The sequence below is a fragment of the Streptomyces sp. NPDC015125 genome (genome assembly GCF_043080045.1).
Taxonomy (GTDB): domain Bacteria; phylum Actinomycetota; class Actinomycetes; order Streptomycetales; family Streptomycetaceae; genus Streptomyces.
In genome coordinates, this window is record NZ_JBIBVF010000004.1 from 213459 (window position 1) to 226808 (window position 13350).

A 13350-nucleotide genomic window follows, 5' to 3' on the forward strand; every position below is an offset into this window, starting at 1 on the left:
CCCACGGTGATGACGGCGGCCAGGACGTGCAGCGCAAGGAAGAGCTCTGTCACGGTGCGTGGTCTTCCATTGGTCAGTGGTACGGCGACGGCCGGTGACCCTGGAGGCGGGCAGCCGGCCGGTCCGGGAGGTGCCGCAGGAGCCCCGCCACGGTCAGGACGGGCGAGCCGCCGCACACCGCGCCGACCGTCACCCCTGGCCGGTCCGTGGCGGCCTGCGCGAGCGGAGGCAGGCCCGGCAGGCCCGTCCGCAGAGTGCGGCCCGGCACCGCGGGGAGGGAGTCGTCCGGTGTCCGCTCGCCGGTGTGCGCGTCGGGCACCTCTCCCGGCTCCCCGCCGCGGCCCGAAGCGCCGGGCACCACGATGAGGTCGGCCCGCTCCGGATCGAGGGCGGCCGTGGCCTGAAGCGCCCCCCCGGCGGTGCCCGCTTCAACCTGTTCTCCAACTGACCCTCTATGAACGGTAGTTCGGATTGCGTCGTACTGGCGTACGCAAGGCGCCCACTCAAGGAGGTGGCGAGGGGTAGCGAAACCCCGAAGTGGACCCGGACCCCACCCGTGCAACAACTAGCGTGCGTGCTCCGCGAACTGCCACGGCCGATCCGGAGGGCGCCGATGCCTACCGCATTCCCCCAGGGGAATCAGACGTTCCAGGAGGCTCACAGATCCCCGGGGCCCCAGGGTTCCCCGGGGGTTGCCCCCGTCCCCGCCTCCGTCCCCGTCTCCGCCCGGCGGCGGGAGCGTGAGGGCGGACGACACGGCCGGGCCTCGTTCCCCGAATCCGCTGCCGACTCGGCGATACGGGCCCGTCTGGTCCGGCTCGCCGCCGTCCCCTGCCTCCTCGTCGCCGTCGTCTGCACGGCCGCCGCCGCCTTTGTGGTGCAAACAGGCGGCGCCCGGCTCACCGGCCGCGAGTGGGTGGTGCTGTGCGGCGGTCTCGCTCTGGTCTGTGTCATCGTGCTCACCGCGAGCGCCGCCGCCAACGCCGAGGCCCGGGCCACCGTCACCCGCTACGCCCGGCTGCGCCAGGTCTGCGCCCGCAGCCAGTCCGACCTGTACGACCTGCTGGACCGCGTACGGCAGGGCGAATGGATCCAGCGCCGCGAGCCCGAACAGGGCATCGTGCCCACCGGTGACACGCTCGACCTGCTCGCCCACGAGGTGGCCGCCGCGGGCCGGGCCGCCGAGTCCGCCGTCATCGACGCGGTCGCCATCGCCCGCAGCAACGCCAGCGGCAGCGAGCAGAAGGTCGAGGTGTTCGTGAACCTCGCCCGCCGTCTGCAGTCCCTGGTGCACCGTGAGATCGAGCTGCTGGACGAGCTGGAGAACCAGGTCGAGGACCCGGACCTGCTCAAGGGCCTGTTCCACGTCGACCACCTGGCCACCCGGATCCGCCGGCACGCCGAGAACCTCGCGGTGCTCGGCGGCGCCATCTCGCGCCGCCAGTGGAGCCGCCCGGTGTCCATGACCGAGGTGCTGCGCTCCTCGATCGCCGAGGTCGAGCAGTACCCGAGGATCAAGCTGGTGCCGCCGATCGAGGGCACCCTGCGCGGACACGCCGTCGCCGACGTCATCCACCTGCTCGCCGAACTCGTCGAGAACGCTTCGATCTACTCCGCCCCGCAGACCCCCGTCCTGCTGCGCGCCCAGCTCGTCACCGCGGGTCTCGCGGTCGAGGTCGAGGACCGCGGCCTGGGCATGTCGGCGGACGAGCAGTCGCGGATGAACGCCCTGCTGGCCGACCCCGAACATATCGATGTCGCCGCGCTGTTGAGCGACGGCCGGATCGGACTGTTCGTGGTCTCCTCGCTCGCCCGGCGCCACGGCATCGTGGTGCGGCTGCAGAGCAATATCTACGGCGGCGTGCAGGCCGTGCTGATCGTGCCCCAGGAACTGCTCGGCGAGGAGTCGGCCGACGGGGACGCGGACGGAGCGGAGGGGCCGCGCGCCGGATCGCCGGACACCGACCCGGCGCGCGAGCACGACGGGGACTACGGCGGCGGCTTCGTCGACGACCCCGACGGGACCCATGGGCGTCACGAACGCCCCCGGCATCACGACCCCGTGGAGCGTCCCGAGCGCCAGGACCCCGGTCTGAGCCCCGGCCGCCGGACCGTGGCCATCCCCAGCCCCGCTCCCGCCCCCGACGCGCTCGACATGGCACCGCGCGGATACGGCGACCGGCCGGCCCCGGTGCCGGCCCCGAGCCTCCTCCCCGCGGACACCGATCCCCACTCGGATCCCGACTCCGGCGCCGCTCGTCGCCGGCTGGTCCGCGCCACGGGTGCCCACACTCCCGACGTCCACCTGCCCGACGCGCGGCTGCCCGAGCCGCACACCCCTGACGCCGCTCCCGCCGACCGCCCGGCCGACCCCGGCCCGGTCGTGCTCCCGCCCGCGCCGCCGGCGGTGGACAACAGTGCCCGCCCGCGGCTGCCCCGGCGGCGCAAGCAGACGCACCTCGTCCCCGAGCTGCGCGGCGACCCGATCCTGCCGTCCGCGACCCCTCGTACGGGGCCCGAGCCCGAGCACGACCCCGGCCTGATGGCCGCCTTCCGGCGCGGCTTCAGCCTCGCCGACGACACCTACGCCGGCGACACCGCCGGCGGTAACGGCACGACCCCGGCCCAGGGCGGCGACACCAGCAGCCCGGTCGGCAACGACCTGCTCTACGACCGTGACCACGATGCCACGATGGCCCGCCCCCGAGGAGACGACCGCAACCATGGTGAGTGATGTGCGTGCGCAGGCGCATTCGCAGCTGCAGGGAGGCCAGCACACCGATCTGTCCTGGCTGCTGACCGGGCTCGTACAGCGGGTGCCGCATGCCCGGAGCGCACTGCTGCTGTCCTCGGACGGCCTGGTGAAGGCCGCCCATGGCTTCGACCCGGACAGCGCCGACCACATGGCCGCCCTGTCCTCCGGCCTCTACTCCCTCGCCCGCAGCGCCGGTGTGCGCTTCGGGGACGGCGACGACGTGCTGCAGGTGGTCGTCGAGCTGGAGTCCGCCTTCCTGTTCGTCTCCACCGCCGGATCGGGCGCGTGCCTGGCCGTGCTCGCCGGCCGCGAAGCCGATGTGGCGGTGCTGGGCTACGAGATGTCGATGCTGGTCAAGAGCGTCCGGCCCTATCTGTCCACCCCCGCGCGCCACCAGACGCCCGCGGGCGGTCGTTGACCATGACCGTGCGTCGCCGACGGCGGCAGGGCGGGGAGCCGTGGTATGACGACGCGGCGGGCCGGCTGGTCCGCCCGTACACCGTCAGCAACGGCCGGACCCGTCCGACGGCGCACTTCGACCTGCTGACCATGGTGATGGCCACCGGCCGACGGCCCGTCTCCTGCCAGGGCCCCGACTACGCCCAGGTACTGGGGCTGTGCGGCGGGCCGGTCTCCGTCGCGGAGATCGCCGCCCACATACGGCTGCCCGCCGTGGTCACCAAAGTGCTCCTCGCCGACCTCGTCGACTGCGGGGCGCTCACCGCGCGGGCCCCCGCAGCCGTTTCGGCAGGGCCCGCGTCCCGTACCGACCGAGCCCTGCTGGAGGCGGTGCTGAATGGACTTCGCAAACGACTGTGACCCCCACACCCAGGGGGACCCCTCGACCGACCTCTTCCCCACCGCGCTCAAAATCCTGGTCGCGGGGGGCTTCGGGGTCGGCAAGACGACCTTTGTCGGCGCGGTGAGCGAGATCGAGCCACTGAGCACGGAAGAGCTCCTCACCCAGATCAGCGTGGGCACGGACGATCTGGCAGGTGTCGAGAACAAGGACACCACCACCGTCGCCATGGACTTCGGCCGGATCACGCTCAGCCCCGCGCACATCCTCTACCTCTTCGGGACGCCGGGGCAGCAGCGCTTCTGGTTCATGTGGGACGAGCTGTCCAACGGCGCGCTCGGCGCGGTCATCCTCGCCGACACCCGGCGCCTGGACCAGTGCTTCGCGGCCGTCGACTTCTTCGAACGGCGCGGAATCCAATTCATCGTCGCCGTCAACGAGTTCGACGGTTCCTACCACTACGACCCGGACGAGGTCCGCACCGCCATGGACATCTCTCCCCACATCCCCGTCGTGCTCTGCGACGCCCGGCGGTGCAGCTCGGCCACCCACGTCCTGGTCTCGCTCGTCCAGCATCTGCTCACCCCCGCCCTCGCCGCGACCCCGGAGCTGCCGTGAACCACCCCGCCTCCCGCGTTCCGTACCTCTCCTACGATCCGACGCGCCATCTGCTGCTCACCCCGCAGGACGACGAGGCCCCGGCGCGGGTCGCCCGGCTGCGCGCCCTGGGGATCGGGGAGTCCCCGCTGCCCGCCTTCGACGAGTTCGCCCGCAAACTTGCCCGGACCACCCGGGCGCCGTACTCGATGGTCAACTTCATCGATGAGCGACGGCAGTACTTCGCCGGCCTCTACACACCCGCGCAGGACCGGGCCGTCGAGCTCGGGCCGGCGCCCGCCAGCGCCCAGCCGGGCCGGGTGATGGACCGTGACCACGGGTACTGCCCGCATGTCATCGTCCGCCGGAAGGCCCTGGTGCTGGAGGACGTCTGCGACTACCCCCGGTTCGCCGGCAACCCTGTCGTGGACGAGATCGGCATCCGCTCCTACCTCGGTGCGCCGCTGATCGACCGTACGGGGATGGCGCTGGGCACCGTCTGCGTCGTGGACCTCGAACCGCGCCCCTGGGGCCGGGAGGGGCTGGAGACCATCAAGTCGATGGCCGCCGAACTCGTGGAGCAGATCCACCGTATGGAGAAGCAGCAGAGCGACGTCTGAGGAGGCCCCCCGAGGAGGCCCCCCGAGGAGGCCCCCCGAGGTGGATCCCCGAGGTGGATCCCCGGGGGTCCCGAGGTGGATACCCGGGGAGGCCCCCCGAGGTGGCCTCCCCGATCCTGAACCCGGCCCCGGTGACCGGCGCGGACGGCCCTTGAGCCGGCCGCCCGGCCCGGGGCCGCGGCATCGGCCGGCTGCCGGTGACCGCGCACCCCGTGAGGGAGCCCGCCGCTCAGCTCGGCCGGGCGCACCACGAGCGCCCGGACACCGGCCCGGTGCGCTGGCCCGGCACCGTGGCCGTGGTGTCCTCGCCCCGCACGGCGGGGGCCGGTGCGCCCGCCGGGGTATCGCCCTCCTCCGGCCACTCCGAGGGCTCCAGCCGCAGCAGATCCGCGAGCCGGCTGGACCACTCGCCCCGCGCCCGTCCCAGGGCCAGCTCGCCCAGGCGCAGCAACTGGATGTCGGAGGTGCCGGCCGGCGCGAAGATGTGGTGGGCGTCCCGCAGGAAACGTTCCACCGGCCGGTCGGTGAACAGCCCGCAGGCGGCATGGATGTCCATCGCATCGCGCGCCGACTCCAGCGCCGACTCCACATTGACCAGCTTGGCGTTCATCAGCTCCGCATCGCACGGCAGCCCCTGGTCCAGCAGGTGCACCGCGTGGTACGCGGACAGCCGGGACAGCAGCAGCCGGGACTGGATCCGGCCGAGCTTGAGCTTGATGTTGCCGAGGTCCGCCAGTGGTTTGCCGTAGCGCTGCCGCTCGGCGCAGAACGCCGTGGTCTCCTCCAGCACCGCCTGATGGATGCCCAGTGACACGGCGGTCAGATTCGGCCGTCCGTACAGCACGCTGGAGGAGTAGGCGACCGACAGTCCGTCGCCCTCCCGGCCCAGCAGATTCGCCGCCGGAATCCGGCAGTTGTCGAAGAACAGCTCGCCGAAGCTGAAGCCGTGCAGCCCCATTGCGGGCTGCTGCGGGCCGACCCGGAAGCCTGGGCTGTCGGACTCGACGAGAAACGCCGACAGGCCCTTGGAGCCCTCGCCGGTGCGGGCCACCACGCCGTGGAGATCGCCGACATGGCTGTTGCCGACGTAGATCTTCCGGCCGTTGAGGACGTAGTCGTCGCCGTCGCGGACGGCGGTGGTGGCCATGCCCAGCACATGGCCGCCGGACTGCGGTTCGGTGACCGCGATGGTCGGCAGGCAGTCGCCGGAGGCTATGGCCGGCAGCCAGGTCTTCTTCTGCTCCTCGCTGCCGAAGTGGACGATCTTCGCGACGCCCAGCTGTGACGCCTGCACCATGGCGCCCATCGCGGCGCTCACCCGGGAGAGCTCCTCGATGATCAGGGTCTTGGCGACATGGCCGGCCCCCATCCCGCCGTAGGCGCGGTGCACGGTCGCGCCTATCCAGCCCTGCCGCGCGATCAGGCGCGACAGGTCATGGCAAACGGAACGGTTCGCCTCCATTTCCGCCACCCGGGGGCGGACCTCCCTCTCGGCGAACTCCCGCACCTGGTGCCGGAGTGCCTCATGCCGCTGGTCCGTGAAGTAGCGATGCAAGACGAGCCCCTCCTTCGCGATCTCCCCCGTGCTGGTCGCATTACGCCTCGGACGGCACCGGCGGTGCCGTCGCAGCGAACGTTCCGGAAAGTGATCTTTCGCTTACCCCGTGCAATACCCGTTGGCATACCTACTGCGGGGCGCATAAAACATCAACTGGGTGCATTTAAGAGAAGAGTTGAAGCGCGAAGCAGATGCGCACCACCCCCGCATCGGAGGCGTCCGTGGCGCGGCTCCGGAGGTTCCCGGAACCGCGCCACCCCACGCCTCCCACCCCGCCGCGGCGGGGTGCCGCGCATCAGTGTGAGACGTCGCAGCAGGACTCACGACGCTGCTGCCGGCCCACCTCCAGCCAGTCGGTGCCGGCCGATCGCAGCGCACGGGTGGCGGGCGCCGGGAAGGAATCGGTCAACTCCCGCTGCGCGAACAGCCGTCCGCCGCGCAGGACCGCCGAGGTCCGCACCAGCGAAGCGAAGTCCCGGAACGGATCGCCGTCCACCAGCGTCATATCGCCGAGCTTGCCGACCTCCAGCGTCCCCAGGTCCCGTTCCGCGCCGAACACCCGGGCGGGCAGCGCGGTCGCCGTGCGCAGCGTCCGGCTCACGCTGAGGCCGCCGCGGTGCAGCGCCCGCAGACACAGATGCAGGCCCAGCCCCACCGGTACCAGGGGCTGGTCCGTACCCAGCGCGACCAGCCCCCCGCCCGCCAGCACCCGCCGGTAGACGCCGACCTCGGTGTCGATGTCGGCCAGCTGTGCCGGGGTGGGGCGATGCCCGGCGTTCTCCCGTACGAGCGCGGTGTCCCAGGGCGGCATCAGCCGGGCGACCCGCACATCGTCGGCCAGCGCCGGATCGTCACCGAGCAGCGCGGCCGCCGAGAACGGAGTGGCGAGGAGGTGGAAGCCGGTGCCGGTGTAGACCTCCTCGACATCCTGGTAGGCGTGCCTGGAGCTGCTGACGGCATGGCCGAACTCCAGCCGTTGAGTGGCCTGCAGATGTGTCGTCAGGTCCTGGCCGAGCTGGACCCCCGGGGAGAGCAGATGACTCCCGGACCGGACCCCGAGCTGCTGGTGGGCGAAGCGCGCGGCCTCCTCCATCACCCAGCCCGGCGCCCGTACATAGGTCTTGACGAAGTCCCAGTCCAGGGCTGCGCCGCGCGCCAGTGAGCGGCGCAGCCCCGCACGGGTGCGGTGCGCCCGCCCCATGCTGTACGCGACCCGGCTGCCGTCCAGCAGTTCGCCACAGGTCAGCAGGCGGGGGCCGGCGAGCGCTCCGGCCGCCACGGCCTCCCGGATGCGGGCCTGTTCATAGGAGAAGCCCCCGCACGAGACCGCGGTGGTGATGCCGTAGGCGAGCTGCAGCGCGGTCTGCCGCCCGCCGTAGGTCGTCTGCCAGGGGTGCGTGTGGGCGTCCCAGAGTCCGGGCAGCACCGTCTGCCCGGAGGCGTCCACCCGGCGGGCGGCGCCGGGCCGGGCCGGGCGGTGCGCCTCCACTGCGGTGATCCGCCCGTCCCGCACCACCACATCGACATCCTCCCGCACCTCGTCGCCGGTGCCGTCCCAGAACCGGCCCGCGTGCACCACGGTGTCCCGGGCGCGCGCGGGCCGGTGCCGGAGGGGCAGCGGGACGGTCCGCGCCGCGCCGCCGGACACCGCGATCAGCCGCAGCTTCCCGGCCGAGAGATACAGGAGCGTGCCGGAGTCCCCGGACCACGACGGGTGGTCGGCGCTCTCCTCCGTCAGCTGCCGCGGCGCACCGTCCGGCGTGCCGTCGGGGCGCACCGGCAGCACCCACAGCGCGGACTCGACGATCACGGCCAGCCAGCGCCCGTCGGGCGACCACACCGGCCCGGAGTCGTAGCGGTCGGTGATCGAAACATGCTCGGCGACCGGGTGCAGCCGGTCCTTTCCGGTCTCGGTGTCGACGATCCGGATGACGTTGTAGCCCTCGCGGAAGCGGCGGTTGAGGCGGGTACGGTCGCAGTACGCCAGGTAGCGCCCGTCCGGTGACCAGCTGGGGCGGCCGGGCAGCCCGCCGGCTCCCATCGGTGCGGCCAGTACCTTCTCCTGGCCGTCGGACAGCGTCCGTACGACCAGGTTCCCCGACATGTCCAGTGCGGCCAGCCGTCCGCCGTCCGGCGACAGCGCGGGCTGCACCCGGCCGCCGGCGGCCAGCACCGTCTCCTCGCCGGAGGCGATATCGCGGCGGCGCACGGCGAACAGCCCGTCCCGGTCGTCGGCATAGAGCAGCGCCCGCCCGTCCCGGGACCAGCTCGGCGCCAGGACGTAGCGGGTGGCATCGGCCCGGACGATCCTGCGCGGGGCGCCGCCACCCGAAGTGGGCGCGATCCACAGACCGTTGAGGGCGGCGAAGGCGACCTTGCGGCCGTCGGGCGAGAGTGCGGGAAGGTGCACTCCGCGCACCGGACCGGCCGCCGTCCGCTCGAAGCCGTAGTCCTTGACGCGGTAGCGGGGGCGGTCCAGTGGCAGCCGTGCGGTGAACGGGATGGTCTCGGCCCGCTGCGGGGCATCGGCCCGGACGATCCGGAACTGTCCGCCGACCGTCAGCAGCAGCTCGTCCCGCGAGACCCAGCGCGGTGGCACCGGCTCCACATCGCCGTCGACCGCGACCCGCGCACCGTCCACCACCAGCGCGCAGGTGGGGCCCGGATAGTCCGTGGTCCGCAGATAGGCGAGCCGCCCCGTGGGGGACAGCGCCGGCACCATCACCTGTGCGGCCGCCATCTCGGTGTGCTCGGTGCGCACCGTGCCCCGCCCGTCGGCCGGCACGGAGGCGACGGTACGGGAGACCAGCGCCGCGCCCGCCACCCGCCCCCGTACGAACACGATCCGCGCGCCGTCCGGCGACCAGCAGGGGTCGAAGTCCTCCCAGGCGGCGTCCTGATGGGGGCCTTCCTGACCGGGCAGCCCGGTCACCCGCGTCAGCCGCCGGGTCTTCACCTCCAGCACCCAGATCCGGTACGGGCTGCCGGCCACCGCATCCCCGCCCCGCTCCGAAGCGAAGGCGATCCGGGTGCCGTCGGGTGACCAGGCGGGGCCGCGGTCGTCCCAGGGGCCGTCGGTCAGCTGCTGGAGACCGGAGCCGTCGGCGGCGAGCGTCCACAGCTGGAAGGTGCCGCCCCGGTAGGCGCAGACGGCGATCCGCCGGCCGTCGGGCGAGTACACCGGACGGGTGGGCTCCAGGTCGGGCGGGGTCAGCGCCACCGCGTCGCCGCCGGCCCGTGGCAGCGACCACAGGACGTTCTGGACCTCGGCGACCAGCCGGTCCCCGGCCGGGGAGAGCGAGGCGGCGCCGTTGGTGGCGGCAGTGAAGGACAGGGCGGCGCCGCGCGCACCGGCGTCCTGCGCCCATGCGCCGGGAGACGTGACGCCGGCCAGGCCCGCCGCCGCGGCGGCCGAGGCGGTGCCCTGCAGAAACCTGCGGCGGGACGGCGGCGAGGGGCGAAGGGGGGAGTTCTCGCAAGGGTCCGCGAAAGGGTCCTCGAAACGATCCGTGGTGTCCAACGTTCCTCCAGCGAAGGGGGGTTGCAGCACAGCGTCATCAAAGAACCGGCTGATCGTGTCACGCCGCCCGGGGACCGGGGCAACCGCGCCACGCGCGCCCCATGGCGCCCCGCCGCCTCACGCGGAAGAGTGGGCACCGACGACTCGTCAGCCACCGCCCCGGCAGTCAGGAGACGACGCCATGCAGGCCATGCAGCAGGACTTCCACCAGGCCCCGGACGGCGCCCGTATCGCCACGTACACCTGGCTCCCGGAGTCCGGTCACCCGCGCGCCCTGGTCCAGATCGCCCACGGCGCCGCGGAGCACGGCCGGCGCTACGACCGCTTCGCGCGCTTCCTGACCGGCCGCGGCTATGCCGTCCTCGCCTCCGACCACCGTGGCCACGGCGCCACCGCCGCCTCCACCGGCGGCCGTGGGGTGGTCGGCGAGGACGCCTGGCGGGCCATCGTCAGCGACCTCAAGGGCATCGGCGACCATGCGGCCGCCGCCCACCCCGGCATCCCGCTGGTACTGCTCGGTCACAGCATGGGTGCGATGCTGGCCCGCGACTACGCCCAGGAGTACGGCGCCGACCTCGCCGGACTGCTCCTCACCGGCGCCTTCCGCACCCTGCCCGGCCTGGACATCGACGGCGCCGTCGCCGAACTGGACCAGGAGATCGCCCGGCACGGCCGCGGCGCGCTCTCCTCCTTCATCCCGCGCACCTTCAGCTTCTTCAACGACGCCTTCCCGCACCGCACCGGCTATGAATGGCTCTCCCGCGACGCCGCCGAGGTGGACGCCTATGTGGCCGACGAGGACTGCGGCTTCCCGTTCTGCGCCGGTCTCGCCGCCGACTGGGTACGCGCCATCCGCAAGATCAACGACCCGGCACACCTCGCCCGCATCCCGCGCGGACTGCCCGTCCACATCGCCGTCGGCGACCAGGACCCCTGCCATCAGCGGATGACCCTGATCCATGAACTCCTGGAGGACTTCCGCTATCCGGGCACCCGCGATCTGACCTGGCGGGCCTATCCGGACGCCCGCCACGAGATCCTCAACGAGACCAACCGCGACGAGGTCCAGGACGACCTGGTGGCCTGGCTCGACAAACACGTCTGAGCTGCCGCCGGGCTCCGCGCACGGCGGCGCGCCCCTCGCCGCCCCCGCCGATCGGCACCTGCTCCCGGATGCCGACATTCACCACCCGGTCCGGGTGCCGTTCTGCCGCCTCGGCGAAGCCGGCGTACCGATGCCGGCACACCGTGAGGTCAACGGCGCGATGAGCTGCGCTGGACGCTGCCGCCTCGTCCGCCGCTGGTCGGGCCATCAGGTGCGTCGTACGGCAGAGCCGCCAACCTCAAGCCTGCTTGAGGTCGAGCGGTCGAGCGTGCTTGAGGTCCGGCGTCGGGCCGCGGACCTGGGGCGTCACGGCCCGAGGGGGTGCCTCCGTCGGAGGGTGGGGAGGCGCCCCCTGGGGGCCGAGATCAGACCTGCCCCGGCTTGAAGACGTCCTGCTCAATGAGGATCTTGTCGATCCGGGCCTTGTCCACCCGGTTCGTCACCTCCTCGACCTCCTGGCGGTCGCGGATGCACTTGGCCAGGGTGAACGCCGAGGACACGACGAAGACCAGGCCGATGGCGAGGAAGCCGCGCTCCCAGGGTCCCACCGGCAGTTTGATGATCCCGATCACCAGCGCCGCCAGCGACAGCCCGAAGGAGATCGCGGCCTGCACGAAGAAGGCCGTGGTCGTCGGCCGCTGAATCGATGGAGTAGTCATGCGCGTAGCGTGGCCGCACGGTGACAGGGCCGCATGAGTACGGGTACTCATCTCTCCTGCCGGTCGTACCCGCTCTCTCCCGCCGGTCGTGCCCGCGTCGAAGCAGGAATATGGCAGCACCCACCCTCTGACATGCGGTATTGTTCTCGTGCGCGGTCAGGCCGGGGATTCCCGGCCGAAACGGGCACCGGGACGTGGCGCAGCTTGGTAGCGCACTTGACTGGGGGTCAAGGGGTCGCAGGTTCAAATCCTGTCGTCCCGACTGGAGTTCTCTCCATTGTCGCAGGTCAGGGCCTTGTTTCACGAGAGTGGAGCAGGGCCCTTGATCGTTTTTCGGGCCCCTCTCACGACTTCTCACACCGGTAATGATGATGTCGGCCGAGCGGCTCGCCTGGGGGCCGGTCCGGCACCCAGCAGCATCCCGCCCCCCGCACGCCGTATGCCAAACGCCGCACGCCGCAGCGTCTGTCGGCACGGCGTTCTCCGGTCATCGGTACCGACCGCGTCCCACCACCGCCGCGAAGGTCAGCGGAACCGTCAACAGCATGGCGATCAGGAAGAGCTGCCCATACCTGTGGTCGGCCGCCGTGGTGGCCGTCAGGCTGCTGGCCAGGGCGCTGCCGCCGTAGAGGCTGACCCCGAACATCGCCACGCCGGTGGCCCTGGCCGTCGGGGCGAGTGCGATCGCCCACGACTGCAAGGTGGTGTGCATGAACGACCAACTGCCGCCCAGCAGCAGTGCGGTGGCCGCCAGTGCCGGGAGGGACCGGCTCATCGCCGCCGCGGCGTAGGCCGCGGCAGCCGCCGCCCCGCCGGCCAATAGCAGCACCGCCGGGCTCCACCGTCCCACCAGCCTCTTGACCACCTGCGCGAAACCCATGGCCCCCGCGCCGTACAGCGCGGACACCGCCCCGGCCACGGCGGTCGGCACGCCCCGGGCCTGCAGCGCGGGCGCCAGGTACGTCAAGAAGCCCAGCAGTACGGCCCCTTCGGCCAAGGCGAGCGCCATGACGTACCACATCCACCGCGAGCCCAGCACGATACGGAAGGGCGCCAGCACGGAACCGGCGGGCTCCCGCGCCGGCTCGGCCAGACGCCGCAGCGCCCGGGCGAGGTAGGCCGCGACCAGGCCCGGCAGCAGGAACACCGTGCGCCAGCCGGCGTAGTGCGCCAGCGCCCCGGCCACCACGGTGCCCAGCGCGGTCCCCAGGGAGAAGGCGGTCATCAGGTCGCTGAGCGGGCGCTGGCGGACCTCGGCGGGCACGACGTCACCGATGTAGCTCAGCGCGGCCGGTACACAGGCGGCGAAGCAGGCCCCGGCGAGGGCGCGGGCCACGATCAGGAAGGTGATATCGGGGGCGAGGGCGGACAGCAGCGAGGAGAGCGTGCCCGCCGTCAACGAGAGCCGCATCACCCGCACCCGGCCCAGCCGGTCACCGGCCAGCCCCCACACCGGCTGCATCAGGCCGTAGCACAGGAAGTAGACGCTGGCCGTGAGCACCACCGTGGCCATGTCGGCCCCGAGTCGGCCGGCGATGAGCACCAGCATGGGTGTGATGCAGAAGCGGTCGAAGTTGCTGACGAATCCGGCCGAACGCAGCAGCCGGAGTGAACGGGGAGACAGCGATGTGGAGTTGGGGGGTGGAACGGTTCGAGCGGTGGACACGGGAAGCCGGCTCCTTTCTGCGCCCGGGCGGTGCCGGGTCCCCTCAAGATCACCACTCTGGCCGTCCGGAT

11 protein-coding genes and 1 tRNA gene are annotated in these 13350 nt (G+C 72.4%); 7 read left to right on the plus strand and 5 right to left on the minus strand.

The genetic code is table 11. The annotated features are described in order from the left end of the window. Positions 1 to 73: 73 nt before the first annotated feature. A complete protein-coding gene (locus ACF088_RS13115) occupies positions 74 to 319 on the minus strand; it encodes a hypothetical protein (protein ID WP_392375771.1) in 246 nt (81 codons plus the stop codon). A gap of 294 nt (positions 320 to 613) precedes the next feature. On the opposite strand from ACF088_RS13115, the gene ACF088_RS13120 reads away from it, so the two are divergent. Genes ACF088_RS13120 through ACF088_RS13140 form a run of 5 tightly spaced genes read left to right on the plus strand, consistent with a single transcriptional unit; the run spans position 614 to position 4771 of the window. Further along, positions 614 to 2734 (plus strand): ATP-binding protein, encoded by a 2121-nt coding sequence (locus ACF088_RS13120; protein ID WP_392375773.1) that lies wholly within the window; start codon positions 614 to 616, stop codon positions 2732 to 2734. Further along, a complete protein-coding gene (locus ACF088_RS13125) occupies positions 2724 to 3173 on the plus strand; it encodes a roadblock/LC7 domain-containing protein (RefSeq protein ID WP_392375775.1) in 450 nt (149 codons plus the stop codon). Before ACF088_RS13120 ends, ACF088_RS13125 begins: the two co-directional genes overlap by 11 nt. 2 nt (positions 3174 to 3175) lie before the next feature. After that, on the plus strand, positions 3176 to 3574 hold the full coding sequence (locus tag ACF088_RS13130; protein WP_088801078.1) for a DUF742 domain-containing protein: 399 nt from the start codon (positions 3176 to 3178) through the stop codon (positions 3572 to 3574). Then, positions 3552 to 4172 (plus strand): ATP/GTP-binding protein, encoded by a 621-nt coding sequence (locus ACF088_RS13135; RefSeq protein ID WP_392375776.1) that lies wholly within the window; start codon positions 3552 to 3554, stop codon positions 4170 to 4172. The genes ACF088_RS13130 and ACF088_RS13135 overlap by 23 nt, the downstream gene beginning before the upstream one ends. After that, entirely contained in the window at positions 4169 to 4771 is a 603-nt protein-coding gene (locus ACF088_RS13140; protein ID WP_392375777.1) for a GAF domain-containing protein, read from the plus strand. Before ACF088_RS13135 ends, ACF088_RS13140 begins: the two co-directional genes overlap by 4 nt. A gap of 229 nt (positions 4772 to 5000) precedes the next feature. On the opposite strand, the gene ACF088_RS13145 is transcribed toward ACF088_RS13140, so the two are convergent. Next, positions 5001 to 6326 (minus strand): acyl-CoA dehydrogenase family protein, encoded by a 1326-nt coding sequence (locus ACF088_RS13145; RefSeq protein ID WP_392375778.1) that lies wholly within the window; start codon positions 6324 to 6326, stop codon positions 5001 to 5003. Between the two features lie 298 nt (positions 6327 to 6624). Continuing rightward, a complete protein-coding gene (locus ACF088_RS13150) occupies positions 6625 to 9849 on the minus strand; it encodes an amidohydrolase family protein (RefSeq protein WP_392375779.1) in 3225 nt (1074 codons plus the stop codon). Positions 9850 to 10030: 181 nt separating this feature from the next. On the opposite strand from ACF088_RS13150, the gene ACF088_RS13155 reads away from it, so the two are divergent. Beyond that, complete coding sequence (locus tag ACF088_RS13155) at positions 10031 to 10954, plus strand: alpha/beta fold hydrolase (protein ID WP_392375780.1); 924 nt, start codon at positions 10031 to 10033, stop codon at positions 10952 to 10954. Positions 10955 to 11319: 365 nt separating this feature from the next. On the opposite strand, the gene ACF088_RS13160 is transcribed toward ACF088_RS13155, so the two are convergent. Further along, on the minus strand, positions 11320 to 11613 hold the full coding sequence (locus tag ACF088_RS13160; RefSeq protein ID WP_030078864.1) for a YiaA/YiaB family inner membrane protein: 294 nt from the start codon (positions 11611 to 11613) through the stop codon (positions 11320 to 11322). A gap of 188 nt (positions 11614 to 11801) precedes the next feature. Between ACF088_RS13160 and ACF088_RS13165 the strand changes: the two genes are divergently transcribed. After that, positions 11802 to 11875, plus strand: a tRNA-Pro gene (locus ACF088_RS13165). Between the two features lie 225 nt (positions 11876 to 12100). Here ACF088_RS13165 and ACF088_RS13170 read toward each other — a convergent pair. After that, entirely contained in the window at positions 12101 to 13279 is a 1179-nt protein-coding gene (locus tag ACF088_RS13170) for an MFS transporter (RefSeq protein WP_392375781.1), read from the minus strand. Positions 13280 to 13350: the final 71 nt, after the last annotated feature.